Below are 25,670 nucleotides of genomic sequence, written 5' to 3'. Positions count from 1 at the left end.
AGATTGACCGCAGGAGGGAGGTGCGATCATGAAGGATCCCGAAACCTCGGCCGGCACTCTGGCCGACAAGCTCAATCACCTATTCCAGACAGTGATTCCGGCCGGCCGGGAGCCATACAGCACGGAGGAAGTGGCACGTGCGATCACCGCCGGAGGTGTTTCGATATCGGGGAGCTATATCTGGCTTTTGCGCAAGGGACAGCGTGACAATCCCACGCTGCGACACGTGGAGGCGCTGGCGAAATTCTTCGGCGTACCTCCGGCCTATTTCTTCGACGACCAGGTGACGGCTGCGGTCAACGCGGACCTCCGCCTCCTGGTGGCCCTGCGCGACACCCAGGTACAGCGGGTGGCGCTCCGCGCGGCCGGCCTGTCCGCGGCGAGCCTGCATTCGATCAACGAAGTGATCGAGCGGGTCCGCGAATTGGAAGGACTTCCGACGAGCCGGGCCAATCCCACCGAAAGCCAGCCCTGAAGCCGCTTTCCGGCAGCCCCGGCGAACGGAGCTGACTCCCGCGCCACGGAGCGGGTCGCGCACCCCGCATCCGATCACCCGATTGCATGCTGCAACTTCTTGTTTCTCCGCTGAACCGCGCTATCGAAACGGCCGCGGCAAAGGCATCATCCGGGCCATGAGTTGACGTCTTGTCGCCGGTGATTCCCGTGTGCTGTGAACGGCAAGGTTCCGGCGGGACGGGAGGTCGAATCCCCGTTCGGGGCGGCGCGTGGCCGGTCAGTTGATAGCGTCCTTCGGCCAGTTGCCCGTCACCCACGAACCGGAGGGACCGCCGCCGTGCCCGTACGTCTCGACGTCCAGTACCAGCTCGCCACCGCCCCCAACGGCAAGGCCGTCGACGTCCACCGGCCCGTGACGGACGCCGCCGTGTCGCCCGTGGCGCTGCTGTGGCACGGCGTCAGCCCCGACGACCGCGCCATGCTCCGGCCGCTGGCGCGGGCGGTGGCGGCCCTGGGCGTGCTGGTGCTCGTACCGGACTGGCGCTCCGACGCGTCCGACGGCGGGCGGGAGCACCTGCTGGCCTCGCTGGAGTACGCCCGCGCCCACGCACCCGCCCTGGGGGGCGACACGGACCGGTTCGTGCTCGCCGGATGGTCGGCGGGGGCCCCGGCGGCGCTGGGGATCGCCCTCCACCCCGAACTGACCGGCGGCTGGCGGCCGTCCGCCGTGGTGGGCGTCGCGTCCCGCTACGACCTTCCCGCCCGCACGACGGGCACTGCCCCGCTGGACGACCTGGCCGCGGCGGCCCCGGGCACGCCCGTACCCGTGCCGGTCGATCTCGTGCACGGCACAGAGGACACGCTGATGGACATCGGCCACTCGCGACGGCTGCTGGAGGCCCTCACGGCGCAGCGCTGGCCGGCGCGGCTGGAGGCGGTGCGGGCCGATCACGCAGGCGCGGCCATGACCGAGTACGACCCGGTGCTGGACCGCTGCCGGCCCAGCGAGAAGGAGGAGGTCCGCGCGGCCGGGGAGCTGACCGCGCTGGTCATCGCCCGGGCGGCGGGGATACCGGGGGCCTGAGACGGCGGGAGCCCGTGGCGCCGGCGGCGCCACGGGCCCGGCGGGTGTCAGCCCGCGACGAGGTCGCCGCGCGAGAGGCCGGAGCCCTCGGGAACGGCCGCGGGGTCGCTGCCGAGGTCGGCCACGGCGTTGTGCTCGTCGACGAAGACGACGCGGGGCTCGAAGGCGCGGGCCTCGGCGTCGTCCATGGTGCCGTAGGCGATGATGATGACCAGGTCGCCGGGGCTGATCAGACGGGCGGCTGCGCCGTTGATGCCGATCACGCCGGAGCCGCGCGGGCCCTCGATGACGTAGGTCGACAGCCGGGCGCCGTTGTCGATGTCGACGATGTCGACCTTCTCGCCCGGCAGCAGGTCGGCGGCGTCCATCAGGTCGCCGTCGATGGTGAGCGAGCCGACGTAGTGCAGGTCGGCCTGCGTCACGGTGGCCCGATGGATCTTGGACTTCATCATGGTACGAAACACGGAGAAACTCCTGGTTTGCCGGCTCCCTGCCCGCTTCCACGGGTCAAGGGCTGTCTCCGCAGCCTACCAACGGGTCGCCCGCCCGGGCGGCGTCCCCCGCCCCCTCACCCGGAGCGGACACGGGCGATGAGCAGGGCGACGTCGTCCTGGTCGTTGTCCTCGCGCAGCTCCCCCAGCAGCAGGTCGCAGGTGGCCTCCAGGTCGCCCCGCGGCCCGTCGAGCAGGTCGATGAGGACCTCCAGGCGGGCGTCGATCGCCTCGTCGCGGGTCTCCACCAGGCCGTCGGTGTAGAGCACCAGTTGATCGCCGGGGGCGAGGACCACGCTCACGCTCTCGAAGGGCACGCCGCCGACGCCGAGCGGGGCGCCGGTGGGCAGGTCGAGCAGCGTCGGGCGCTTCCCCGGCCGGACCAGGACGGGCGGCAGGTGGCCGGCGTTGGCGAGGCAGCACCGCTCGCTGTCGGGGTCGTAGACGGCGTAGAGGCAGGTGGCGATCGTCTGGTCCAGACCACTGGCGGTGCGGTCGAGATGGTGCAGCACCCGGGCGGGGTCCAGGCCGAGACCGGACAGGGTGCGGGCCGCGGTGCGCAGCTGGCCCATCGCGGCGGCGGCGTTGATGCCGCTGCCCATGACGTCCCCGACGACCAGGGCGCTCTGGGTGCCGTCCTGGGGGATGACGTCGAACCAGTCGCCGCCGACCTGGCTCGCGCTTCCGGCAGGCTGGTAGCGGTAGGCCACCTCCAGGCCCACCAGGTTCTGGGGCCGCTGGGGCAGCAGGTCGCGCTGGAGGGTGACGGCGGTGGCGCGCTCGCGCTGGTACCAGCGGGCGTTGTCGATGCAGACGGCGGCGCGGGCGGCCAGTTCCCCGGCGAGGACGAGGTCGTCCTCACCGAAGGGCTCGCGGTTGCGGGTGCGTTTGAGGTCGAGGGCGCCGAGCACCTCGCCCCGGGCGATCAGGGGGACGGCCATGTACGAGTGGAGGCCGGCGCGGCCCAGCATCGCGGCGGCGGCCTCGTCGCGCGCGATGCGCGGCAGGTCCCCGGGCGTGACGTGGGCCAGCCGGACGGGGCGGCCGGTCCGCACGCACTGGGACACCAGCCGGTCGGCGTCGTACTTGGCGATCTCGCCGGGCGGGTCGGCGGCCCGCACCGCCTCGGTGGCGTCGGAGGCGGCCACGGCCAGGGCGCGGAAGACGGCCTGTCCCTCCGAGGGGGCGGAGGACGGCCGCAGGGCGGTGTCCAGGACGTCGACGGCGGCCACGTCGGCCAGGCCCGGCACCACGACATCGGCCAGCTCGCGGGCGGTCTGGTCGAGGTCGAGCGTGGTGCCGATGAGGACGGAGGCGTCGGCGATCAGGGCGAGCCGGCGGCGGGCCTCGGTGGTGGACCGGTGCCGGTCGGTGACGTCCACGACCGAGGTGGCCACGCCCAGTGCACGGCCGGCGGGGTCCTCCAGCCGGTAGTACGAGACCAGGCGCGCCCGCTCGCCGGCTTCCGGGTCGGCCGTCGGACCCACGATGAACTGGTCGACCAGGGGGGTTCCGGTCGCGAGCACCTGGCGCATGGCCGACTCCACCACCTCCACGTCGGTGAACGGGATGGCCTCGCGGACGTGCCGGCCGATGTGCGAGCGGGCGGGCAGCCCGTGGATGCGCTCCAGGGCCGGGTTGACCATGACGTACCGCAACCCGGTGTCCAGCACGGCCAGGCCGATCGGGGACTGGGCCACCAGGCGCAGGGAGAGGGCGAGGTCCCTCTCCAGGCCGCGCAGGACCTGCTGGTCGGTGGCCATGCCGAGGGCGTAGACGCCGCCGCTCCGGTCCTCCAGGCGCATGTTGCGGAACTCCAGCAGGCGGGTGGTGCCGTCCTTGTGCAGGGCGGGGAAAGAGCCCGCCCACGTCCCGGCGTCGCCCATCACCTTGGCGAAGAGCCGCAGGACCTCGTCGTGGTTCTCCTCGGCGACCAGCAGGCGGGCGGCGTACTCTCCCAGCGCCTCGGCCGCGGTCCAGCCGAACAGCTCCTCGGCCTGCGGGCTCCACAGCACGATCCGGCCGTCCTGGTCGAGCACGGCCGCGGCCACGTTGAGCACGTCGAGCAGGCCGCCCGGCTCGTAGACGGGCACACCGGCGCGGGCCGGGTCCGGCCGGAAAGCGTCGCTGGTGCCCATTCGAGGTCCTCCCGCTCAGGGTGGTGCGGCGGCCTCGTGCCGGTGTCCGCCGGTCCGGTCCCTCGGTCCCTTCCTCGTCCTCAGCGCCGCAGCGCCTTCCATGTTCCCTCCGAACCGGTCCGGTGTGCAGCCCGCGGCCGCCACGTGGCCGCATCGGTGGCGTGTCCGGTTCCGGTGCGCGCCCCCCGGGGGCGGGTCACTCTCCGGGCGCGGCGGCAGGCAGGGGCAGGGTGAACCAGACGGTCTTGCCGGTGCCACTGGCGTGGTGGCCCCACTGGGCGGCGATCTCCTCGACGAGCCACATGCCGCGCCCGCCCTCGCTGTCGGGGCCGGCCTCGCCGCACAGCGGCAGGCAGCCGCCGGCGTCGGTGACCTGGGCGACCAGGTGCTCGGGGGTGCGGCTGAGGACGAGCTGCACCTCTCCGGAGCCCTCGGGGACGTGCACGATCGCGTTGGTGACCAGCTCCGAGAGCAGCAGGACGGCGTCGGCGGTCAGCTCGTGCAGTCCCCACTCGGCGAGCAGTTCCCTGGAGAATTTGCGGGCGGCGGCCACGGAGGGGGGCACCGCGGGCAGCGCGAGGGCCCGGGAGGCCGGCGGGCCGGGGGGCAGCCAGCGGGCGGCCCAGGCCGCGGGCGGGCTGTGGACACAGGAGGGGATCGTCCGGCCCCACGGGCCGAGGAGCTGCTGGGAGCGGGGCGTCCAGTCGGCAAGGGGCTCGGGGGCGCTGGTGATGGCGTCGGCCGTATGCGTTGGACTCAAGGTGTCGCGTCTGAATGCAGGCATCGGGCTCTGGTGCGATCGAGGTAGCGCGAAGGGCCCTGGACGACTCGTTTCCGGCGCCGCCCGGTCCTAGCGAGCGCGGTGGGGGCCGCTCGTCTTCGCGATGGATTCCTCAACATTCGCTCGGTTTCCGCCAGAGGTCTATACCCAATGGGTCACGATTCACCTGCGGAGCGCGATGTCCGCAGGTGACCCGGGCGATGTCGGGTGCAAAGTCCCGGTGGCGGGGCCGGGCTCCGGCCGGCGGCCCGCTCCGGTCCCGTCCCGCCGGCAGGGCCCGCCGTCTCCGGCGGGCCCGCCGTCCGCCCGGTGCCGGGCGGCCGGGGCGGTCAGTCCTTCTTGGGGCATTCCTTCCACGCGAGGTGGTAGACGGTGTTGATGCTGCCGTCCGTGGAGTCCATCGTCATGAAGCTGGTGGTCTTGCTCGGGTCGGACGAGCCGGCGTTGACGCGGAGTTCGGTGTTGATGTTGAAGTTCCGCAGTTCGCCACAGGGCGCCCAGACCAGCGCGGCGATGGGGACGGAGTCGGTGGCCTGCCAGTTGTCGGCGTAGGAGCCCCGGAAGGTGTGGCTGCTCGGGGTGGTCACGGGCGAGCCCTGGAAGTAGTAGGACGCCTTCTCGGTGCCCGACGCGCCGGGCTCGAGCTTCGCGTAGCCGCGGTAGTCGGCGGCGGCGATCGCGTAGGTGAAGCCCTGCGGCACGTGGACGTTCAGGCTGAGCTGGCAGTTCTTACGGAAGTCGGTGGGCTTGGAACCGACGCCCACCTGGGCGAGGTACTCGCTGTAGGTGACGGTGAAGGCGGTGTTGTCGGGCGAGACCGCGACGGCGGCGGTCCCGGCCGGGCAACCCGAGCCGTTGACGGTGGCGACCTCGATCACGATCTTGTCGGGCGGCGGGTTGCTGATGACGGACGAGGGGCCGTGGGTCGACAGCGGCGTCGCGAGTAACGCGGCGATCGCGCCCGCTGTGAGGAGACCGGTGGGCATGGTGGTGCTCCAATCGGTTGTCTTCGGGCCGCGTGGGCCCGAGGGGAAGACGTGGGAGTCCCCGTTGCCCGAGCGGAGGGCACGGGCGCCGAGCCCGCTATTCGGTCATGCGCATGCCAATTCATGGGTTCTCCTGCGCCCCGGGGACTGGGAGCGTTCGCATGGTAGGGGCCCGGACAGGCGTTGGCCAGACTCCTCGGGCGGGACGTGCGGGGCCGCACGGGGGCCGCCGGTGGCCGGGAACGGCCCCTCGGTCACGAACACGCTGGCCAGCGGAGCCGAGGGGGGCGGGAACGAAAGAATCCCGCCAACCCACAAGGGTTGGCGGGAGGTTCCGGGTCGTACGGGCGACGGCGCGCCGGGACGCCCGGGGGCCGGGACGGCCTCACGCCGCCGCACCCGCCGCCGCGTCTGACGCCGGTGGCGGTGACACGGCGTGGAGTCAGGCGGCCTTGGCGGCGCGCGCGGCCTCCACCAGGGTGGCGACCAGCGTGGTCAGCGCGGTGCGCAGCTCCTCGTCGGTGGGCAGGCCGTCCTCGCCGAGCACGGTGTGGGCCTGGGCGACGCACAGTTCCTCGCCCACGACCTCCGCGCCGCACGCACCCAGTATCTTGCGCAGGTCGGCCTGCGCCCACTTGGCGCCGAAACCGCTCGGGCTGGCACCGATGACGGAGGCCGTCTTGCCGACCAGAACCGATCGGCCGTACGGCCGCGACGCCCAGTCGAGGGCGTTCTTGAGCTGGCCCGGGACGGAGCCGTTGTACTCCGGGGTGGCGATCAGCAGGGCGTCCGCCTCGGCGATCGCCGCGAGCAGCGCCTTCACGCCGGCGCCCGGCGCGGCCTCGTCGTCCTCGCTGAAGGGCTCGACGGCCTTGAGGCCGTCCCACAGCTCCAGCTTCACCTCGGCGCCGGCCAGCGCGGCGCCGGCCCGCAGGATCGCGGAGTTGACGGAACCGGCGCGCACGCTGCCGGATATCGCGAGGACGCGCACGACGCCGGTGTCCGTGGACGGGGTGGCAGTGGTCATCGGAAGGAACTCTCCTGTGCAGTCGGTGAACGGAGACCGGATGAAGATCGCTTGGTCTCCGCACCGCATCGTAAGGCCCGGAATCCCGCACCTCGTCTTCCGCATGCAAATACGGCGAAGGAATCGTCAAGTCCGCTTCCGGTCAAGGTCGTCGGACCACCACCGGGAGGATCACTTCAGCGCGGTGCGCTTCTGCCACTGCTCCCAGGTCTCCTGCCAGACCTCCAGACCGTTGCCGACGTCGGTCTTCTTGGTGCTGGAGGTGCCCTTGACCTCGACGGTGGCGCCGATGGGCAGGAAGTCGTAGGCCCGCTTGGCGTCGGCGGTGGTCATGCCGAAGCAGCCGTGGCTGTTGTTCTCCACGCCGATGGACTTGTTCCAGGGGGCGGAGTGCAGGAAGGTGCCCGAAGCGGTCAGGTAGGTCACCCACTTCGAGTCCAGCATCCATTCGTTGCCGTGGCCGATGGTCGCGGAGTCCATCGTCTCGGCCGCGTTCTTCCCGCGCACGGTGTGGATGCCGCCGCGGGTGGGGTCCTGCGGCGAGCCGGCGGAGCCCTTGATGTCGCCGACGGGCTTGCCGTTCTCGTACATCGTCAGGGTGTGGCCCGGCACGTCGATGACCGCCTTGCGGTCGGCGCCGACGGTGAAGCCGAAGTCGTAGTCGCGCGAGAACCAGCGGCCCTCACCCGATTCGAGGCCCCCCAGCGCGCCCTTGACGGAGACCTTGGTGCCGGCGGGCCAGAAGGTCTTGGGCCGCCAGTCGAGCCGGTCCTGGCCCGAGTAGTCGGTCACCCAGCCCCAGGCGCCCTCCACCTTGGGCTCCGAGGTGACCTGCATCGCCTTCTCGACCTCGGCGCGCTTGTCCTTCGCGACGGCGTGGTCGAAGAGGATCGAGACCGGCATGCCGGTGCCGACCGTGTCGCCGTTGGCGGGGGTGTTGGTGAGCTTGTTGACCTTCTCGGCCTGCTGCGTGGTGAAGGTCGCGGTGGAGGAGGACTCCTTGCCCTTGCCCTTGTCGCCGCCCTTGGCGGTGGTGTGCACGGTGTACGTCGTCTTGGGCTTGACCTTGCCGTTCGACGTCCACGAGGAGCCGTCCTCGGCCAGCCGCCCCTCGATCTTCTGGCCCTTGTCGTCCTTGACCTCGACGGCGGTCAGCCGCCCGTCGCTGGCCTTGACGGATATGGGGGAACCGAGCTTGGCCTCGCCACCGCCGGCGGGGGTCACGGCGACCTTGGCCTCCGGTCCGGCGTCGGACCCGCCGCCGGAGCCGCCGCACGCGGTCAGGGCCAGCGAGCCCAAGAGGGCGGATATGAGCAGGGCGGGGCGACGGCCCGGTCCGACGTGCACGTGAGTCCTCCATAGCAGCAACGCAGTCCACGGCGGGCCGCCCGGCTCACGCTCTGCCACCGGAACGGACGGTCGAAAAATCCCCCCGCCGTCCGTTAAAGATGATCTGCGCGCTTCTACGGTTCCTGGAGAAAGCAATATTTACGCAGCGAAATACGCGCCCCGGACATCCGGGGCCGCGCGGACGTCCGTCGCAACGCGGACGGTGGGGCGCCGCGGCGGCCTGACGGGGCGTCCGTCAGGTTCGGACGGACCGCAGGACGACGAACTTCGGGTCGGAGGCGACGACCTCGCAGTTGCCGAACAGCCGCCGCAGCTTGACGTGGTAGCCCAGGTGCCGGTTGCCGACCACCCACAGCTCGCCGCCGGGTGCGAGCGCCCGGCGCGAGCCGGTGAACATGCGCCAGGCCGTCGTGTCGGTGGTGGCCTGGTGGGAGTGGAACGGGGGGTTGTTCAGGACGAGGTCCACCGATCCCGCCGGTACGGCCGCCAGGCCGTCGCCCACGAGGAACTCGACCTTCGCGTCCGCGCCGGCGTTGGCCCGGAAGGTGGCCTCCGCCGAGGCGACCGCCTGGAAGGACTCGTCGACGAACACCAGCTCCGCGCCGGGGTCGGCCAGCGCCGCGGCCGTACCGACCACGCCGTTGCCACAGCCGAGGTCGACGACGCGCCCGCCCCCGCTCCGCGGCAGGTGGCCCAGGAAGAAGCGGGTGCCGATGTCGAGGCGCTCGGCGCAGAAGATGCCCGCGTGGTTGGTGACGGTCATCCCCGCGGCCGCGCCGGCGTCGGCGCCCAGCTCGTAGCTGCGCGGCCAGGGGCTGGGCCGCCGGGCGATCCCCGGGTCCGGGGTACAGAAGATGAGCCGCGACTTCTTCACGGCCAGCGAGGTCCGGGTAGGCCCGAGGATCCGCTCGAAGAGCTGCAGCGTGGAGGTGTGGATCTCGGTCACGCGGCCGGTGCCGATGACGACGGTGCCCTCGTGCACGCCCGGCGCGAGGCGGTGCAGCTGGTCCTCCAGGAGCGCGAGGCTCTTGGGCACGCGGACGAGCAGCACGTCGACGCGGTCCGGCGGGGTGTCCCTGGTCGAGAGCAGCCGCACCGCGCCCGCGTCGACGCCGTTCCGCGCGAGGTTGGCCCGGGTGGCCTCCTGGCCGAGGAAGGAGTCGGTGATCTGCACGGGCCTGTCGCCGGCGAGCGCCGTGGTCAGCGCTCCCCACCGGTCGCCCAGCACGACCACGCTGCCCGACAGGTCCACCGGTTCACCGCCGTCGGTCCCCGCGAGGTGCCGCAGCAGGTATTCGTCGGCGCTGTCCCAGGCACGCAGGGGGTCGCGGGGGTCTTCGGGGAAACGGGCGAGTTCGAGGTCGCCCCGGGGCGTCGTGAAGCGGTTCATCGTCCCCTCAGGCTATCCGAGGCGGGGCCGGCAAGGCCCCGGCGCCGCGGCCCGCGGGGCCGTGACCGGCGGTTGTGCTCCGCGTCCCGCCGGCCGGCTCCGGGGCGGACGGAACTGTTTACGTCGACTTGGTGGAAGATCAGTCTCGGCCAGATTACGATCACTTTCAGCGTGAACTTGACCAGAAATAGTCGGTCTTGGGCCCATCGGGCCTGTCACGGGGGAATCGCGCACGGGGGTGCATCCATACCGGCGTGGCGGGGACCAAGCGCCGGCTCGGCATGTCCACCCGCTCACCGCGCGTCTGAATTGACTGCTTCTCGGGGGAACATTTCACATGGCTCGATGTCAGGCTGTCACCGACGACCTCACGTCCCAACAGGAGACGGCACCCGGAGAGGAGCTCTCCCCGGCACCGGGGGCCCGGGCGCTCCGCCTCCCTCTCGACGACATCACCGCGGCCGGTCTGCTGGCCGCCGGCCGCATCAGCGAAGCGGGCGCCGATCCCACGGCACAGCTGCTGTGGGACGACATCGCCCGGGTCGTCCGGCACGGGACCGCCCTGTGCCTCAAGGCCCTCGCGGGCGCGCCGCTGCGCCCCTGCGACCTCGCCTTCCTGAGCGAGCGGGCGTCCGCCTGGATGAAGAGCGGGCTGTCGATGCGGGCCGTGCTCGTGGGGCTGCGGCTGACCTCGCAGGCCGTCTGGGCGCGGGTGGCCCGGCACGCCGATCCCGGGCAGCTGGCCACGCTGTCGAGCCGGTTCCTGGTCGCGGTCCACAAGATCCACTTCGCGGTCTCGCAGGGTGCCCGGCCTGCGGGGGACCCCCGCCAGGCTCTCGCGTACGCCCTGGTCCACGGCCGGCCCGTGCCCCCCGAGGCCCGGGCGGCGGCCGGGCGGGCGCACGCCTTCACCGTCGTGGTCGTCGGGAGCGCCGAGGGCGTGGGCGCCGCCACCGGGCGGCGCGTCGGGGAACTGCTGCCCTGTGCCCTGCGGCTGACCGTGAACGGCGCGCTCGTCCTGCTCCTGCCCTGCGAGGAGGAGTGCGCGGAGGGCCACCACGACGCGGCCGTCGCGCGCATCCACCGGGCCGCGTGGCCGGCCGGGTCCGAGCCCTTCAGCGGGGTCGTGGACTGCGTCCCGCAGGAGAAGGTCCACGAAGCCGTCGGTGTCGCGCGCGAGGTGCTGCGCATCGCCGAGGTGATCGGCCGGGACCCCGGCAGCTACCGCCTGATCGACGTGGCGATGGAGTACTCGGTCCTGCACACCCCGGACGCCACCCGGGCCGTCGGCAAGCTCCTGGAGCCGCTGTCCGCCCACAGCCCGGACCTGCTGCACACCCTGCGCAGCTTCCTCTCCTGCGGGATGGACCGCCGGCGCACCGCGGGCTCCCTGCACGTCCACCCGAACACGGTGGACTACCGCCTGCGCCGCATCCACGAGCTGACAACGGTGTCACCCACCACGCCGCACGGCGCCCAGTTGCTGAGCGCCGCGCTGGCGGTCGCCGTCCTGTCCTGACCGGCCGGCTCAACGGGCCGGGGCGCCCCCGGTGCCCGGTGACCCGATCATGAACTCGCCCACGGGCACCTCCCCGGGCAGCTCCAGGCCGAGCGCCCCGGCCGTCAGACGGCTGTCGGTGAAGCCGAGCGCGCACGTCGCGAGACCCATCGAGGCGCCCACCAGGTACATGCTCTGGTAGAGGACGCCGGCGTTGCGCAGGGTCAGCGAGTACGCCAGTCCCGCGTACTTGGCCGCCAGCCGGGACACGCGGGACGTGAGGACGACCAGCAGGTCGGGAGCCGCCGCCACGCCGGCGGTCCGGGCGGCGCCCCGCAGCAGCGCCCCGCCGTCCCGGCCCGGCGGGCCGGGCGGCACGGCCACGAGGGCGTGCCGGCCGGGGTCGTAGCGGTGGACCCCGGGCGGCACGCCCGTGCACCGGCCCACCACCAGGTAGACGGTCAGGTCCTCGATGGCGCCGGCCGAGGGGAAGGCGCGCCGGCCGGCCCGGTCCGGCGCCTGCCGCAGGCCGAAACAGCGGTCGAGGAACTCGCCGACCGCCGCGGCCGTCAGCGGTTCCCCGCCGTGTTCGCGCACGGACCGGCGGTCCTCCAGGACGGCGGTGAGGGTGCGGTCCTCGTCGCGGAGCCGGGTGATGTCGGCCCTCGGCAGCGGCAGCACGCCGACGGAGCCGGACTCCACGGGCGTCGGACCGCCTTCGGCGTCGGCCGCGGCCGACGCCGGCGTGGCGCCGACCGGCCGGTCGTGCAGGCCCGGCCGGGAGCACCACCAGGACGCGAGGTCCTGGGGGCTCCAGGCGGCGGTTTCGCGCGCGTCCTCGGGGAACGAGCCGTCGTCGTCCGCCACGGCGAGCAGGCCCGACGCCGCGAGCCAGGCGGTCACCGCCGGGGGCCAGGACAGCGCGGACACCGGTCCGGCGGCCGCGGCGGCGGGCAGGGCCGCGAGCAACCGGCCGTCGTGGACGGTGATCCGGTGCCCGCCGAGCGGGGACTCGGCGACGACCTCGCCGCCCTCCGCACGTACCGACGCGTAGCGCGACCAGCGCGCCGTACGGTCCGCGCGCACCGGCTCGGCCCACCGGGCGCCGGGGTGCAGCGGCTCGGCGTCGATGACGGGACGGCCCTCCGCGTCGCACAGCGACACGGTGAGGCAGCACGCGAGCGCCCGCAGGACCGCTGCGGCGGCCGGCTCGCCGATCTCCCCCGCGAGCCGGGCGTGTTCGAGGCCGGCGGCACCGGCCCGGGTGATCAGTCCGGTGGCCGTCCGCAGGGGGCGGGGCGGCCGCCGGACGCGGAGAGCGCCCCAGGGGTGGGCCCAGACCAGCTCGTCGTCCTCCAGGTGTGCGCGCGTCCCGGCGCGCTGCCGGACCCGCATGCCGGCCTCCGGGGCCTGTCGCCTCATGACGCGCTCACGCGTCCCGGCGGCGCTGCCAGCGGACGGCGACGACCGCGGCGGCGAACCCGGCCAGCGTCCAGGCGCCCAGGACCATGGCGGTGTGGGCGTGTTCCCACGAGCCGGCCGGCTCGGCGGCCAGGAACGCGTCCGGCAGCAGCGCGGACCGGATGCCCTGGCACACCCACTTGAGGGGGAAGAGCGCGCCGGCCGTCTGGATCCAGGCGGGCATGGACGTCAGGGTGAAGTACACGCCGGAGATGAACTGCAGGACGATGAAGGGTGCCGTGGCGACGGTCGGCGCCGCGCGGCCCGAACGCACCAGGGACCCGACCAGCAGCCCCAGCATCGAGCAGGCGACGGTGCCGAGCAGGACGACCCAGGCCAGTGTGGCCCACTTGCCCGCCGTGTCCGGCGGCCGGACGTCGAAGGCGGCCACACCGACGGTCAGCAGCACGGTGGTCTGGAGCACCACGGCGACGAGCACCTGGACGATCTTGCCGATGAAGTAGGAGGCGTACGGGGCGGGGGTGCCCCACAGGCGCTTGAGGGTGCCCTCGCTCTGGTCCTGGGCCATGCCGATCGCGAGGCTGAGGAACGAGGAGCTCATCACGCCCATGCCGATCATTCCGGCGACCAGGGGCTGGCGGGCGGGCACGCCCGTGTCCGCGACGTCGCCCTGGAAGACGTTGCCCATCATCAGCATCATGAACAGCGGGAAACACAGCGTGAAGAACAGGGCCATGGGCTCCCGGACGATGCCGAGCAGCTCCACCCGGCCCCGGGCCAGACCGATCCGCAGGGCGCCGGGGCGGCGGCCCCGGGAGCGTGGCGGGGAGACGCTGGCGGAAGCGGAGGCTGTCATGCCGAGGGCTCCGATCGGTCGTCGCTGATCATGTCGAGGTAGACGTCTTCCAAGGAGGGACTCTCCACCCGCAGGTCCGGTACCGAGCCGCCCAGTTCGCGGGTGAGCCGCTGCACGACGGCCGAGGGGTCGTCCGTCGTCTCCTGCCGGGGCGTGCCGTTCTCACGCCAGTGCACCACCGGGCGCCTGCGGCCGGCGCCGCCCAGCTCGGCGGGCGGGGCCGCCGCGACGACGCGCCCGTGCGCGAGGACGGCGACCTGGTCCGCCAGGGCCTCGGCCTCGTCGAGGTAGTGCGTCGTCAGCAGGACGCTCGTACCGCTGGCGCGCAGGGAGCGGACGGTGTCCCAGAAACGGCGCCGCGCCTCGGGGTCGAAGCCGGTGGTGGGCTCGTCGAGGAAGATGAGCTCGGGGTCGCCGAGCATGCTCAGGCCGACGTCCACCCGGCGCCGCTGTCCGCCGGAGAGCTTGCCGATGCGTTTGCCGGCCTGTTCCACGAGGCCGACGACCGCCAGCAGTTCGTCGGGGTCGCGCGGGGTGCTGTAGTAGCCGGCGAAGTGGCGGAACGCCTCGCGCGGCGTCAGGTGCGCCAGGTCGCCGTTGCCCTGGAGGACGATGCCGATGCGGTCCCGCCAGTCGGGGCCGGCGGTGCCCGGGTCCTCGCCGAGGACCGTGACCTCCCCGCCGTCCCTGCCGCGGTAGCCCTCGAGGATCTCGGTCAGGGTGGTCTTGCCCGCGCCGTTCGGCCCGAGGACCGCGACCACCTCTCCCCGGCCGACGTCCAGGTCGACGCCGTCCAGGACGGTTCTGTGCCCGTAGGCCTTGCGCAGGTCCCGGACCCGGACGGCCGACCCGTCACTCATCGTCTTGTCCCTTCGTGCTGTGCCGGACCGCGGCGTCCTGACGGCGTGTCAGTACGCTCCGCAGGAGCGCCACGAGTTGCAGTTCCTGATGGGGCGTCACCCCGAGGCGGTTGGCCATCATGTGCAGGTGCGAGGCGAGGATCGCCTCGGGCGGCACGACGCCCCCGCCGTGCGCGCGCCAGACCGCCAGCGCCTCGCCCAGCCGCCCCGCCCACGGCTCCCACACCTGCGCGTACCGGCCGGCGGCGAGCGCCCGGGCGATGCCTGCGGCCGCCGGAGCGGCGGCCTGCCGTTCGGCCGCGGCGACGAGGCGGTCGACCGGGACCGGGGAGGCCCGGTGGAGTTCCGTCATCATCACGAGGGACCGGTCGAGGTAGCGCGAGACCGCTTCGGGCCCGCCCAGGGCGGCCAGCCCCGCGGTCATCGCCTGGAGCCCGGTCGTCAGCCGGGATCCCCCGCCCGCAGGCGGGGGCCACGCGGCGAGCGCCACCCGGCTGGCCCGGTGGAAGAGTTCGTGGGACAGCGGGAGCAGCGCCGCGCCGCCGTAGCGGACGGTCTCGGGCACGTACCGGTCCCGGTGGACCCCCGGTTCGCGGAACGCGCCGGGGCTCGCGGTGTCGGTGCGGTCGAAGGCCGCGGCATGGCGGCTGCTCTCGGCGTACGCGGCGGCGTCCACCTCGCGCGGGCAGCCGGGCAGGAACGCGGCCAGTCGCCGGCCCAGGTCCCGCTCCAGCGCGTCGGCCTCCCCGGGCCCCAGGTCCGCGACGCGCAGCCGCACATGGGGGCCGCGGTTCCAGTAGCGGATGTGGAACCACTGGTGTCCGCCGTCCGCCACCACCGGGGCGACCACCTCGTGGATCAGCCGGTCGTGGTGCTCGGGGCGGTGGGTGGCCAGATGCAGGTGCCAGGCGGTCCACCGGTCGCCGGCCGCCTCGGTGCGCGCGTCAGGTGCCGTCGTCGTCATGTCCACAGTCCCAGCGCGGGTTCCCGGTAGCGGGCGGTGCCGCAGACCACCATCAGCAACGGCACCTCGCAGGCGGGCAGGTCGAGGACCGTCTGCAAAGTGACCTCGTCGTAGGAGCGTGCCGGGCGCGCGTACATGCCGTGCGAGGCGGAGGCCAGGCACAGGCCCTGGGTGACCCAGCCGCACCACAGCTGCGCCAGCGCCCAGGCCTGGGGGCCGAGTTCGGACAGCAGCCGGCCGGTGTCGGTGTGGAAGACCCACACCAGGGTGGCCTCGACGACGCCCGAGTCCATCGTCTCGGAGCGGGGGTAGCCGAACTGCGCCGAGATCCTCGCCATCAGCGTCCCGTCGTCGCGGACGTGCTCCAGGCCGTCGGACGTCACCCGGTACAGGCCGTCCTCGACGCCCGTCACGTCCTGCGCGCACAGCGACAGCCGGATGTGGCCGGCCAGGGCCGGGGGCAGGGGCGGCGGGGGCGGCACGGCGGCCCAGCCAAGGTGGTCGTCGAGCACGGCCCGCGGCCGCTCCAGCCGCCGGCCGGAGAAGCCGTCCGCGCCGGCGGCCGCACGACCGGAGTTGCGGGCGGAGAGGACCTCCGCCCAGGAGGCCCCGGGCCGCACCGGGCCGTGCGGCAGCGACGGCCGTCCGCCGTGCCCCGCGGGGGCGTCCCAGCCGCTCAGCGGCAGGAAGGAGCCGGCCACCTCCCCCGCCGCGGGGTCCACCGGCGCGGGGGAGGGCGGCGGCAGCGAGGGAGCGGGCGGCAGCGCCGTGTCGGACAGGGCGACGGGGCCCGCGTCCAGCTCGATCAAGAGCGGCGGGCACCAGCCGTCCGCCGGGTCCAGTCCCAGCCGGCGAGCCGTCCGCCCGGCGGCCGTGCCCGCCTCCGCCAGCACGGGGCCGAGGCCGAGCAGTTCGGCGGCGAGCATCGTCATGCGCAGGTTGATGCCCGTCTCCAGCAGCACCAGCGCGCTGCGCAGGCGCTGGTACGGCAGGGGGAAGTCGGTGACCCGCCCGGCCAGCACGATCCGCGTGCGCCCCGCGCCGGCGGCACCGTCGCCCTCCCCCGCCGGCTCCTGCCCGGCGGGCCCGTCCAGCCGCACCAGGGCGTGCCGGTAGGGGTCCAGGTACCAGGCGCCGCCCGGCCGTTGCTCGACGAAGGCGTGCACCGGGAACTTGCTGCGCACCGAGGGGACGGCCCGGTGGTCGTTGTAGATGTTGTGCGGCTCGCGGCGCATCACGCCGAACGCGGCCAGCAGGGCGTGGCCCAGCCGGGCCGCGGCCGGCTCCGGCGCCCGGTCGCCGGCCGCCTCGCCGAAGGGCACGCCCGACAGCAGGTGCCGGGTGCCCAGCGGCAGGGCCACGCCCCTCGCGCCCCGTGCGTGCGCGGGGGGCAGCAGGCTCGTGCTGTGGTCGGTGGGCCGGACGGCCACCGGGGGCGCGTACAGCTCCTTGCCCAGTCCCTGCAGGAAGGCGAAGCGCTCCGCCGCTTCGGTGCCCGCCGCTTCCCGGGTGCCGGTCATGTCGTTCTCCTGGCTGCTGAAGGGTCTTGGGCCGTCGGTCCGGGCGGCGTCAGGGGAAGGGGTGCGGGTCGAGGGGCAGGAGTTCCTCGTCGCAGGGCACACCGGCGCCGGCCGTCCTCGTCGCGAAGCGGGGCAGGCCCGCCAGGCGCTGCTGGGCGTGGCCGAAGGACATCGCGACGATGCCGGGGACCACGGCCTTGACCGAGGCGAGCCCCAGGTCGGCGTGTTCGCGGGTGGTCTGGTCGACGATGACGATCTCGTCGAGCCCGGCGGCCGCGAAGTGGCCTGCCATGAACTCCAGCGCGCCGCGCACGTCGCCGGCCGCGGCCTCGGCGAAGACGCCGGGCCACCCCGGGAACGCCTCGGCCAGGGTGAGCCGGGGGCCGCCGAGCACCTTCTCGACGCGCGGCAGCGTCTCCGGGAAGCCGTACAGCCGGTGGTGGTCCACCAGCATGTCCACCTTCCACGGGTCGTCCAGCATGGGCGCCACGTCGTCGGGGTCCCAGTTGAGGCCGTGGCCCACGAGCTGGCTGATCTCCCAGAGCCCGGCGCGGACGGCCGTCATGGGGTCGGGTCCGGCTCCGGCGGCCGTGAAGCTGGCGGGCAGGGCGCGCCGCCGGTGCACGGCCAGCGCCCAGACCGAGGGCAGGGCCAGGTCGGAGGTGGTGACCAGCAGGTGGATGTCGTAGTCGGCGGCCTCGATGAGGTCCATGAGGTGCCGGGCCTCGGGGTCGGCCCGGACCTCGGCGTGGTCGAGGTGGGCCAGGGGCTGCTGGGCGTGCCAGGCCATCAGGATGGCGTCGCGCTCGGCCAGTTCGAACAGGGAGTGCAGCGCGGCCTCCTCCCGGCTGCCGCCGAGGGCGCAGCCGCTGGAGGACTCCAGGAAGTAGTTGGCACGCGTCGAGGCGCGGCCGCCCGAGTCGGGGCGGCGGGCGCGCTGGAAGGCCATGTCCGGCCGGCCGCCCGGCTCCGGGTAGCCGTACTGGTAGAAGGCGACGTCGGCCGGCACGAGGAGGGGCTCGCCGCCGGCGAGGCGGTGGCCCCAGGCCCAGTCCATGGGGGTGTCGGCGGTGCGGGCCAGGACCCGGCTGATCGGCGAGGCGAGCTGGCGTTCGGTGTAACGCCCCAGCCGGTCCGGGTCCAGGGCGAGGTCGCCCAGCTCCCGGTGGCTCCGGCCGCGCACGAGGGACGCCTGGTGGGGGTAGCCGCCGAAGCGCTCGTACGCCTCGAGGACGGCCACGGGCTCGGTGGCGTCGAAGGAGCAGCCGCGCCCGAAGCCGGGGAAGCGGGCGCCGCCGAGGACGGCGCCGGTCATGGCGAACGGGGCGTTGTCGTCGCGGAACATCTGGGTCACGGGGCCGAACCGGTGGTCCACGAGGTTCTCCCGCATGGCTTCGCGCCGCAGGTCGGGGCCGTCGTCCCCGCGGGTGGGGACGGCCGCCGAGGAGGGCCGCGAGCACAGGGCGACGGGCTCGGGCGGTACGGGTGGCAGCGTCTCGGCGTCCTGCGGGGTGGGGGCGGGGTCGCCGCAGACGGTGCAGTCGATGCTGCGGTGGACGCGGTGGCGGCGGACGCCCCGGTCGGTGGAGAGGGCGAGCAGTTCGCCGGGGGCGAGCGGTTCGGTGCGCAGCAGTTCGCCGTAGGCGGCCAGGAGCGTGCGCAGCAGCGGTGGGGCGCCGTTGCCGCCGCGGGCCGAGGCCGGTGTGCGCAGCGTGCGGTCCGTCACGAAGAACAGCGGGTCGGAGACGGCGGCGAGGGCACGCGTCTCGGCGCAGCCGGAGCAGCCGACGGCTGCTGTGGGGGTCCACAGCGGGCCGACGAGGATCTCGGCGGCCGTGATCCGCACGCTCAGCCAGGGGCGTCCCTCGGCGACCGCGCGGCAGTGGGCCGCGGTCTCCCACTCCTCGTCGAACGCGCCCGCCACGGTGACGAGTTCGTCACCGCACGCGGGGGGCCAGGGCCAGTCGGCCGGGACGCCGGGCGCGAGGAGGGCGCCGGGTGCCGTCGGGGCGGCGGTGGCCGGGCCCGGGTCGGTGAGGGTCATGACCACCACATCCAGCCGCTGTGCAGGGGGAGCCGGCCCAGGACCGGGTCCGCCGGGCGTTCGCTCGTACGGAGGGTGCCGGGGAGGGCGTGCAGCCGCTCCGCCAGCGCGCGCAGCAGGCGCGTGGGCAGGTAGGCGCAGACGACCGTGCCCGCGCACGTCACCTCGCCGGTGGTGCCCAGGACGGTGGCGCTCTGCCGGCGGGAGAGGGCCTGGGCGAGCGCCATGTGCAGCGCGTCGCCCGGGGTGTCGCCCCACTGCCAGGCGAGGGTCTCGCCGGTGGTCGTGCCGGTGAGGCGCACGGCGCACCAGCCGAGTGCGTCCCAGGTGCGCACGGTGGCGGTGAAGTCGACGTCCTCGTAGTCGCGCAGGGCCCGCCAGAGCCTGCGGGCCTGGAGGTCGGTGACGTCGTCCCAGCCGATCGGCTGTTCCTCGCCCTCGGCCGGCGGCCGCAGGGACAGCAGGCGCAGGGCGCCGTCGACGGTGCGGCGCAGGGGGTCGACGCCGGCGGCGGCCACCGCGTCGCCGGGGGCGTCCGGCGTCGGGGGCAGGGTCAGGCGCAGCGCGTCGAGCATGGCCTGCACTCCGGCGTGGGCCTGGTCGGGGCCGAAGCCGACGAGGGTGGCGGGCAGGCCCGGAACCCGGCCGCGCACGGGGGTGTTGGCCACCGGGAGCTGCGGCAGCGCGTCGACGATCTCCCAGGAGAACAGCCCGCTCCAGCGTTCCCCGAGGACGGCCGCGGACACCAGGGCGGCGACGGCGTCGGCCGGCTCGTCCTCGGGTGGGGCGGCCGCCGGCTCGGTGCCGGCGCCGGCCGGGCCGGGCAGGGCGACGCGTTCCACGGTCAGCTGGGCTCCGGTGACGACCGCGGCCTCGGGCCGATCCGTGCGGCCGACGCCGACGGCGTCCATCAGGTGGTGGCTCGCCAGCGAGCCGGCGATCACGGCGCTGAGCGGCCGGCGGGCCGGCGTCGGGCCCTCGGCCGTGAACCAGGCCCGGGCCCGCGTCCAGGCGGCCCACAGGGTGGTGAGGTCCTCGGGGCGGGTCAGGTACGGGGAGACCAGGGCCATGTCGTCGGTGAGCAGCACGGCGACGGCGCCGTGGCCGGCGAGCAGCGCGTCGCGGAGCCGGCCGGGGGGTTCGGTGCCCGGGTCCTCGACGACGGCGACGAGGACCCGGTGGTCCGCGGGGATGTCGTCGGCTGCGGGGCCGTCGGCGAAGGCCACGGCGGTGTGCTCGTCCGAGGTCCTGCCGGGCCAGTCGGCGGCGTCGTGGCCGTGCACGGTGATCCGGCCGACGCCGATGTCGGCCAGGCCGTCGGCGAGGGAGCAGGCCGCGTCGAGGGGGCCCACGACGTCGGCGTGGGTGGCGCGCAGCCGGCGGAAGCCGGCGAAGGGGGCGTCGCCGTGGGTCTCCAGGTGGGCGAGCACGTCGCCGAAGCGGGCGCGCTCGGGCTGCGCCGGGGGCGGGCCGCCGGCGGCGGCCAGGTCCAGCAGCATGCCCTTGGCGGAGAGCGCGGAGAGCAGGGCCTTGACGACGCCGTGGGCGCGGGGCCCGCCGATCGCGTCGGTCAGGGCCGCTTCGGTGGTGCCGTCCTCCAGCAGGGGCACGCAGCGGTCGACGAGCGGCAGCAGGCCGGAGGGGCCGCGCAGGACGAACGTGCCGCGGGCGGTGCGGAAGTAGACGCCCTCCGCCACCCCGGCGTAGTGCGCGCCGGGCCGCATCTTGACGGTCTGGGTCACGGACGGTCCTTCCTGTCCGCGGAGAACGTCCCGAAGGGCGCGCGGTCGAATTCCACGACCCACTCGAAGGCGTTGCGGCCGTCGCGGACCGCGGGCAGCGCCTCCTCGAAGTAGGTCTCGTTGCGGCGCTCCAGGAGGCGGGGCATGACGCGCGCGGCGGTCAGGCTCGCCAGGTCCAGGTACTGCGGCTTGTCCTGGAGCCGCTTGCGCATGTAGGAGATCTGGCCCGCGCGCTCGTCGAGGTCGCTCAGGTCGGTGTCGGTGGCCGGGGTCTTCGCCATCACCTGCTCGGGGACGCCGTGCCGGGCCCGCCACTCGGTGAGCCGCACCAGGTGTTCGGCGCGCGACTCCCCGGCGAGCGGGAGGTCGGTGCCGTAGTACCAGCGGCGGCGGTGCATGACGACGTCCCCGAAGGTGACCCTGGGGTAGGCGGTGGTGGACAGGCCGAGGCCGGTGCGCTGGTGGGCGAGGTGGACGACGTCGGTGACCAGACGGCCGGTGTCGAACAGCCAGCTGGCGATCCGCAGCGGTTCCGGCAGCAGTTCGGGCCATTTCATGCCGAGGGGCACGATCACCACGCGCTGTCCGCCAGCGTCGGCCAGGAACAGCTCGTCGGCCTCCGGGTCGTGCACGAGCCGGATGCCGGCCCACTGCTGGGGGGTGACGGTCTCGTCGAGGACGCGGACGTGATGGTTGATGTTCGCGTCGTGCAGCCCGTGGTCCTCGCGCACGGCCGGGCCGTACAGGCCGGTCAGCCGGTCGCGCAGCGAGGCGGTGGCCCGCCCGCCGTCCGCCTGGTCCTGGGCCAGGAAGCGGGTGTACGTCATGCCGTGGCCGGGGTAGATGTCGTTGACCACGAGCCGGTCGCCGGCGGGCTGCACCAGCACGCCGTAGGCGGAGGGGATGCGGCGGAAACGCTCGGGGAGCTGCGCGGACAGGCCGGCGAAGCGGGCGGGGTCGAGGTTCGTCTCCTCGGCGCCCGTGTGCCGGCAGACGTCCTTGACCAGCTCGGTCAGCACGTCCTCGCGCACCTTGTACAGGGCCGCCAGGGAGCCGTCGGCCGGGCCGAGGTCGGCCAGGGTGCTGTCGTCGAGCGCGTTCTCCCGGCGGTAGAACATCGTCACGAGGTCCTCGGCGACGTCCACCAGCCGCACGTCGAACCCGCTGCCGAGCAGGTCGACGGCGCAGGCGACGAGCATGGCGCGGACGTCGTGCTGGCGGTCGAAGACGGAGCGCAGCTCGAGCATGGCGGCCAGGTCGCCGAGGGCCTTGCGGTGCCGGGAGGCGTCCACGCGGCCCGGCAGCAGCGCCAGGTCCTCGTGTACCTGGAGCCGGGCCGGCCGGCCGGACAGCTGGATGAGGCGGCTCTCCACCGACTGGACGTCCTCCAGTGCGGCGACGCGGTCGTCCACGGAGCCGGTGGCGACGGTCTTCAGGGCCCGGTCGAGGGCGGCGAACTCGGCCGCCGCCCGCGGGTGGCGGTCCCCCAGGACCTCGGTGGCCTCGGCGACGATGTCGACGGCCTGGTCGTCCACGGGAGGCAGCGGGATGAGGATGCCGACGCGCAGCGCGCCGCGCACGACCGCCATGCCCTTGTCCTCGGGGACGCCCAGCCTGGCGGCGATCTCGGCGCCCAGTTCCGTCGCCTCGCGCGCCCCGGTGAGCGTCAGGCTCAGCAGGGCGTGCAGCGGCCGGGTGAGCGGTGTGGAGAGCATCCGGACCTTGTCGCCCTCCGGACGGGAGTAGACGAGCCGGTTGTTCTCGGCCACCACGGTCGGGTGCCGCTTGACGAGCGTGCCGGCTTCGGCCGGCTCGACCAGGCCGCCGCAGACGTAGGAGAACAGGGCGCGGTCGACGGAGACGCGGGAGTCGCCCCGGCGCGCGCCCTCGTCGGCGCCGTCCATGGGCAGCCCGTCCTCGCCCCAGGCGAACAGGCCGGTGGCGGTGAACCGGGAGAGCGGGCTGGTGCGCAGCATGGCCCGCGAGAGGTACTGGAAGATGCCGCGCTCGGATTTGCGGTCGCGCTGTTCGAGGCCGTCGCCGGCGAGGTAGCGCTGGACGGCGGAGTACACGCCGGGGGCGACGAGGGCCAGCGAGGCCCGGAAGTCGTCGTCCCGCAGCGTCTCCAGCAGGATCGTGCGCTCCTCCTCGGCCGTCCGCCCGGACAGGGCTTCGACCGCGTCGGCGGCGGCCCGGTGGGCGCGCTGCGCCCCGGCCCAGCGTGTGACCTCCTCGGGCAGCGGCTCCAGCAGGTCGGCGGGGCGGGGGTCCTTGCCGTTGAACACCGCGCGCTTGAGCGCGAGCAGTCTGCCGCGCTCCTTGCCCTCGGCGGCGGCCACCAGCTCGTAGAGGGCGTCGCAGGCGGGCTGGGCGAGTGCTTCGCGGGCCTGCCAGGTGGTGATCAGTTCGTCGAGCCGGGCCCGCATGGCGGGTACGGACAGCCGCCGGCCGGACAGGGGGTTCAGGCGCAGTTGCACGACGTCGGCCACGCCGGTGGCGGGGGTCCGGACGTCCTTCGGGTTACCGGTCACAGGTCGACCACCTTCGGCATGACCTCCTTGGCGAAAAGTTCCATGCTGGGGGCGGCCACCTCGTACGGCATGCCGCCGAAGTCGACCTGCCACAGGATCACGTCGATGCCCTGGAGGGCCTCCACGTAGCCGCGCACGCGCTCGGCGACGCGCTCGGGTGAGCCGACGAAGGCGCTGCCCGAGACGCGCATGTCCCGGGGGGTGAGCGTGCGCAGGTAGCGGCTCAGCCCGGTGTAGGAGGGGTAGTCCTTGGACGTGGCGTTGTCCCACGAGTCGGTGGACTTGATCCACACCCGCAGGTATTCGCGCAGGTACGGGTCGGCGATCCGGGCGGCCTCGGCGTCGGTCTCGGCCACGTAGAGGGGCAGGCTGGCCACGACGGTGGGCTTCTTGCCGGAGTCGCCGTGGTGGGCGTTGAACGCCTCGCGGTAGCGGTGGACCTGCTCGGCGTTCAGCTCGATGCCGCTGGGCGTGATCATCAGGCCGTGCCCGAGCTCGCCGATGCGGGTGAAGCTCTCGGGGGTCCGTACGGCCGACAGGTAGACCGGCGGGTGCGGGGCCTGGGTGGGGCGCGGCAGGGTGGTGGCGTCGCGGAAGGAGAAGAACGGCGTCTCGGCGGAGACGTTCTCCTCGGTCCAGAGCTTGATCACCGTCTCGATGGTGGACTCGAACCGTTCCCGGTTGGTGTCCATCGGGACGCCGAACGTCTCGAACTCGTACGGCAGGTAGGCGCGGGCGAAGCCCACGTCGAGGCGGCCGTCGCTGATGGCGTCGACCATGGCCGTGTAGGAGGCGAGCTTCACGGGGTGGTGGAAGACCGGCAGGATGCAGCCGGTGAACAGCCTGATGCGGCTGGTCTGGGCGGCCACCGCGGACAGGAAGTTCAGCGGGCTTGGGCAGTAGCCGCCGTAGCCCATCAGGTAGTGCTCGGTCATCTTGACGTGGCTGTAGCCGAGTTCCTCGGCCAGCCGGGACATCGCCAGCACGTCCCGGTAGTAGTCGACGGGTGAGCGCGTCTCGGGCTCGACGTCCGGGAGCAGGGATATGCCGAATTGCATGGGTTTCCTACCAGGAATACGAAGGAAGAGTGACGAGTTCGATGGGCCGTCGCGGGTTCAGCCGCCGGTGAGTTCGTCGCGGACGTCGTCCAGGCGCTGCTCCCAGGTGGAGCCGGTCTCCTGGTCGAGGGCCTCGCTGAGGGCGAAGCAGAGGTAGTAGCGCTCGACGGGGGTGACGTCCAGCAACGGCAGCGCGGTGTAGAGGAAGTTGAGCAGGCAGCGGTAGGCGAGGAACCAGTGCGCGGGCCGGTCGAGGAGGCCGAGGTCGTCGAAGGTGCGGTGGAAGTGCGTCTTCGGGCGGGCCGTCGCCCGGCCCGCCTGGTCGGCGCTGATGGCGGCGACGGTCTCGGCGGTCAGCACGCCGGCGGAGCCGAGGGCGTCGAGGGCGCCCCAGCCGTAGGTGAAGGCGCTCGTCCAGGGGCGGAGGTCCGTGGGCGTGCCGGAGCTCAGCTGGCGGCGCACGACCTCGCGGAAGGCGTCCCCCTCCTGCTCGAAGCGCCGGGTGAAGGCGGCGCGCACGTCGGTGTGCGGGCTGAGCGCGAAGAACGCCTCGGAGTGCGAGCGGTAGGACATGGCGCCGAGGCCGAGGCCCACGGGGCTGCTCGCCGCGAGCGCCGCCATGACGGCGGCGAGCCGGGTCCTGCGTCGCGCGGCGTCCGGCTCGGTCTCGGCGCACGCCGCGTCGGTGAGGGCCGTCAGGACGGCGTCGCGCACGTCCCCCAGGGGGCGGGGCCAGCGGTCGTCGTCCCCCATCGCGGGCACGTCGACGGTGCCGTGCGCGTGGACCGGCAGGTAGGGGCCGGGGACGTTCTCCATCCGGCCGAGTTGCCCGGCCCTGCGCAGGTAGGCGTCCTCGTCCACCGGCTCGGGGGTGATGCCGTGGACGGCGCCGGCCAGGCGCGGGGCAAGTTCCGCGACGTCGCAGGTCCTGCCCCCGTGGGGGCGGACCACCAGCTCGACGTGCGGGCCGTGGAGCCATCCCCGGCGCATGAGGCGCACCGGGAGGAGATGCTGCCGGGAGAAGTCCGCGAGGAGCGGGTGGAGGCGTTCCCGGATGAACGCGCGCTGCCGGGTGGTGTGGAGGTAGAGGCGGATCTTCTGCGCCTCGCCGAGGCGTTCGTGCTGCTCCATGGGGTCTTTCTGGTGGGCCCTTGGCCCAAGGAACCAGATCCTTGAGTCAAGGGGCCGGGTCTGGGGCCGGTCTTCGGCCCGGTTCCGGATTGACGAGTCCGGGGCTCGGCCGTCAGCGGCCTGAGCCTCAAGGCGTCGCTGAACGGGTCAGCAGCAGCAGGAGGAGCAGGTGGAGGAGGAGCAGCCCCAGCCCGAGGAGGCGCCCATCTCCGGCAGGGCGACCGCGTCGGACACGTCCAGCACGGACAGCTCCTCGAGCTGGAAGACCAGCTCGTCCATCTCAAGGATCTCGTTGTTCACGATGATCTCCCGTCTCGTTGGTCGGTGCGGCGGCTGCTGGG

The 25,670-nt window shown here is 73.8% G+C and carries 21 protein-coding genes; 3 read left to right on the top strand and 18 right to left on the bottom strand.

Features of this window, described 5'->3' with window-relative positions; all coding sequences use genetic code 11:
- The first annotated feature begins 28 nt into the window (after positions 1 to 28).
- Together CYQ11_RS26805 and CYQ11_RS26800 are read left to right on the top strand one after the other, a co-directional pair.
- Positions 29 to 475 carry a helix-turn-helix domain-containing protein gene (locus CYQ11_RS26805; protein WP_099198233.1) on the top strand — a complete coding sequence of 149 codons (447 nt, stop codon included), beginning with the start codon at positions 29 to 31 and terminating at the stop codon, positions 473 to 475.
- A gap of 318 nt (positions 476 to 793) precedes the next feature.
- Positions 794 to 1,540, top strand: a complete 747-nt coding sequence (locus tag CYQ11_RS26800; RefSeq protein ID WP_099198232.1) for an alpha/beta hydrolase — start codon at positions 794 to 796, stop codon at positions 1,538 to 1,540.
- Positions 1,541 to 1,587: 47 nt separating this feature from the next.
- Here the strand turns inward: CYQ11_RS26800 and panD are convergent, their stop codons facing one another.
- From panD to CYQ11_RS26765, 7 genes are all read right to left on the bottom strand, one after another.
- Entirely contained in the window at positions 1,588 to 2,004 is a 417-nt protein-coding gene (gene panD, locus CYQ11_RS26795; protein ID WP_099198231.1) for an aspartate 1-decarboxylase, read from the bottom strand.
- Positions 2,005 to 2,108: 104 nt separating this feature from the next.
- A complete protein-coding gene (locus CYQ11_RS26790) occupies positions 2,109 to 4,169 on the bottom strand; it encodes a SpoIIE family protein phosphatase (RefSeq protein WP_099198230.1) in 2,061 nt (686 codons plus the stop codon).
- A gap of 196 nt (positions 4,170 to 4,365) precedes the next feature.
- A complete protein-coding gene (locus CYQ11_RS26785) occupies positions 4,366 to 4,929 on the bottom strand; it encodes an ATP-binding protein (RefSeq protein WP_146104748.1) in 564 nt (187 codons plus the stop codon).
- Between the two features lie 350 nt (positions 4,930 to 5,279).
- Complete coding sequence (locus CYQ11_RS26780; RefSeq protein ID WP_099198228.1) at positions 5,280 to 5,936, bottom strand: DUF4360 domain-containing protein; 657 nt, start codon at positions 5,934 to 5,936, stop codon at positions 5,280 to 5,282.
- A gap of 442 nt (positions 5,937 to 6,378) precedes the next feature.
- Entirely contained in the window at positions 6,379 to 6,963 is a 585-nt protein-coding gene (locus CYQ11_RS26775; RefSeq protein ID WP_099198227.1) for an NADPH-dependent FMN reductase, read from the bottom strand.
- Positions 6,964 to 7,134: 171 nt separating this feature from the next.
- Complete coding sequence (locus CYQ11_RS26770) at positions 7,135 to 8,310, bottom strand: L,D-transpeptidase family protein (protein ID WP_099198226.1); 1,176 nt, start codon at positions 8,308 to 8,310, stop codon at positions 7,135 to 7,137.
- A gap of 238 nt (positions 8,311 to 8,548) precedes the next feature.
- Positions 8,549 to 9,703: a methyltransferase gene (locus tag CYQ11_RS26765; RefSeq protein WP_099198225.1), complete on the bottom strand. Its 1,155-nt coding sequence runs from the start codon at positions 9,701 to 9,703 to the stop codon at positions 8,549 to 8,551.
- A 337-nt stretch (positions 9,704 to 10,040) separates the two neighbouring features.
- Between CYQ11_RS26765 and CYQ11_RS26760 the strand changes: the two genes are divergently transcribed.
- Positions 10,041 to 11,222, top strand: coding sequence for a PucR family transcriptional regulator (locus CYQ11_RS26760; RefSeq protein WP_099198224.1), 1,182 nt, complete (start codon positions 10,041 to 10,043; stop codon positions 11,220 to 11,222).
- A gap of 9 nt (positions 11,223 to 11,231) precedes the next feature.
- Here CYQ11_RS26760 and CYQ11_RS26755 read toward each other — a convergent pair whose 3' ends face one another.
- The 11 genes from CYQ11_RS26755 to CYQ11_RS26705 all read right to left on the bottom strand — a co-directional run bounded on the left by CYQ11_RS26755 (position 11,232) and on the right by CYQ11_RS26705 (position 25,629).
- Positions 11,232 to 12,623 carry a SagB family peptide dehydrogenase gene (locus tag CYQ11_RS26755; protein WP_104651100.1) on the bottom strand — a complete coding sequence of 464 codons (1,392 nt, stop codon included), beginning with the start codon at positions 12,621 to 12,623 and terminating at the stop codon, positions 11,232 to 11,234.
- 7 nt (positions 12,624 to 12,630) lie between these two features.
- Complete coding sequence (locus CYQ11_RS26750) at positions 12,631 to 13,479, bottom strand: ABC transporter permease (protein ID WP_099198222.1); 849 nt, start codon at positions 13,477 to 13,479, stop codon at positions 12,631 to 12,633.
- Complete coding sequence (locus CYQ11_RS26745; RefSeq protein WP_099198221.1) at positions 13,476 to 14,339, bottom strand: ABC transporter ATP-binding protein; 864 nt, start codon at positions 14,337 to 14,339, stop codon at positions 13,476 to 13,478. The genes CYQ11_RS26750 and CYQ11_RS26745 overlap by 4 nt, the downstream gene beginning before the upstream one ends.
- A complete protein-coding gene (locus CYQ11_RS26740) occupies positions 14,332 to 15,303 on the bottom strand; it encodes a thiopeptide-type bacteriocin biosynthesis protein (protein ID WP_146104747.1) in 972 nt (323 codons plus the stop codon). The genes CYQ11_RS26745 and CYQ11_RS26740 overlap by 8 nt, the downstream gene beginning before the upstream one ends.
- The gene (locus CYQ11_RS26735) at positions 15,300 to 16,823 is read right to left on the bottom strand and encodes a nitroreductase family protein (protein WP_099198219.1); all 1,524 of its coding nucleotides are present in this window, start codon (positions 16,821 to 16,823) and stop codon (positions 15,300 to 15,302) included. Before CYQ11_RS26735 ends, CYQ11_RS26740 begins: the two co-directional genes overlap by 4 nt.
- Before the next feature lie 49 nt (positions 16,824 to 16,872).
- A complete protein-coding gene (locus CYQ11_RS26730) occupies positions 16,873 to 18,867 on the bottom strand; it encodes a TOMM precursor leader peptide-binding protein (protein WP_099198218.1) in 1,995 nt (664 codons plus the stop codon).
- Positions 18,864 to 20,609: a hypothetical protein gene (locus CYQ11_RS26725; protein ID WP_099198217.1), complete on the bottom strand. Its 1,746-nt coding sequence runs from the start codon at positions 20,607 to 20,609 to the stop codon at positions 18,864 to 18,866. The genes CYQ11_RS26730 and CYQ11_RS26725 overlap by 4 nt, the downstream gene beginning before the upstream one ends.
- The gene (locus tag CYQ11_RS26720; protein WP_099198216.1) at positions 20,606 to 23,140 is read right to left on the bottom strand and encodes a lantibiotic dehydratase family protein; all 2,535 of its coding nucleotides are present in this window, start codon (positions 23,138 to 23,140) and stop codon (positions 20,606 to 20,608) included. The genes CYQ11_RS26725 and CYQ11_RS26720 overlap by 4 nt, the downstream gene beginning before the upstream one ends.
- Entirely contained in the window at positions 23,137 to 24,198 is a 1,062-nt protein-coding gene (locus tag CYQ11_RS26715; RefSeq protein ID WP_104651099.1) for an LLM class flavin-dependent oxidoreductase, read from the bottom strand. Before CYQ11_RS26715 ends, CYQ11_RS26720 begins: the two co-directional genes overlap by 4 nt.
- Positions 24,199 to 24,255: 57 nt before the next feature.
- Positions 24,256 to 25,329, bottom strand: a complete 1,074-nt coding sequence (locus CYQ11_RS26710) for a hypothetical protein (protein ID WP_099198214.1) — start codon at positions 25,327 to 25,329, stop codon at positions 24,256 to 24,258.
- A 147-nt stretch (positions 25,330 to 25,476) separates the two neighbouring features.
- Entirely contained in the window at positions 25,477 to 25,629 is a 153-nt protein-coding gene (locus CYQ11_RS26705; RefSeq protein ID WP_240003239.1) for a thiazolylpeptide-type bacteriocin, read from the bottom strand.
- Positions 25,630 to 25,670: the final 41 nt, after the last annotated feature.

Origin of the sequence: Streptomyces cinnamoneus (genome assembly GCF_002939475.1) — a bacterium.
Lineage (GTDB): Bacteria > Actinomycetota > Actinomycetes > Streptomycetales > Streptomycetaceae > Streptomyces > Streptomyces cinnamoneus_A.
Note: the sequence above shows the minus strand (reverse complement) of the source record. Positions and strands in the feature narration are given on the sequence as shown.

Coding starts and splice junctions, on each gene's coding strand:
- CYQ11_RS26805 (WP_099198233.1), top strand. CDS start 29: ATGAAGGATCCCGAAACCTCGGCCGGCACTCTGGCCGACAAGCTCAAT.
- CYQ11_RS26790 (WP_099198230.1), bottom strand. CDS start 4,169: ATGGGCACCAGCGACGCTTTCCGGCCGGACCCGGCCCGCGCCGGTGTG.
- CYQ11_RS26780 (WP_099198228.1), bottom strand. CDS start 5,936: ATGCCCACCGGTCTCCTCACAGCGGGCGCGATCGCCGCGTTACTCGCG.
- CYQ11_RS26775 (WP_099198227.1), bottom strand. CDS start 6,963: ATGACCACTGCCACCCCGTCCACGGACACCGGCGTCGTGCGCGTCCTC.
- CYQ11_RS26765 (WP_099198225.1), bottom strand. CDS start 9,703: ATGAACCGCTTCACGACGCCCCGGGGCGACCTCGAACTCGCCCGTTTC.
- CYQ11_RS26760 (WP_099198224.1), top strand. CDS start 10,041: ATGGCTCGATGTCAGGCTGTCACCGACGACCTCACGTCCCAACAGGAG.
- CYQ11_RS26755 (WP_104651100.1), bottom strand. CDS start 12,623: ATGAGGCGACAGGCCCCGGAGGCCGGCATGCGGGTCCGGCAGCGCGCC.
- CYQ11_RS26750 (WP_099198222.1), bottom strand. CDS start 13,479: ATGACAGCCTCCGCTTCCGCCAGCGTCTCCCCGCCACGCTCCCGGGGC.
- CYQ11_RS26745 (WP_099198221.1), bottom strand. CDS start 14,339: ATGAGTGACGGGTCGGCCGTCCGGGTCCGGGACCTGCGCAAGGCCTAC.
- CYQ11_RS26740 (WP_146104747.1), bottom strand. CDS start 15,303: ATGACGACGACGGCACCTGACGCGCGCACCGAGGCGGCCGGCGACCGG.
- CYQ11_RS26735 (WP_099198219.1), bottom strand. CDS start 16,823: ATGACCGGCACCCGGGAAGCGGCGGGCACCGAAGCGGCGGAGCGCTTC.
- CYQ11_RS26730 (WP_099198218.1), bottom strand. CDS start 18,867: ATGACCCTCACCGACCCGGGCCCGGCCACCGCCGCCCCGACGGCACCC.
- CYQ11_RS26715 (WP_104651099.1), bottom strand. CDS start 24,198: ATGCAATTCGGCATATCCCTGCTCCCGGACGTCGAGCCCGAGACGCGC.
- CYQ11_RS26710 (WP_099198214.1), bottom strand. CDS start 25,329: ATGGAGCAGCACGAACGCCTCGGCGAGGCGCAGAAGATCCGCCTCTAC.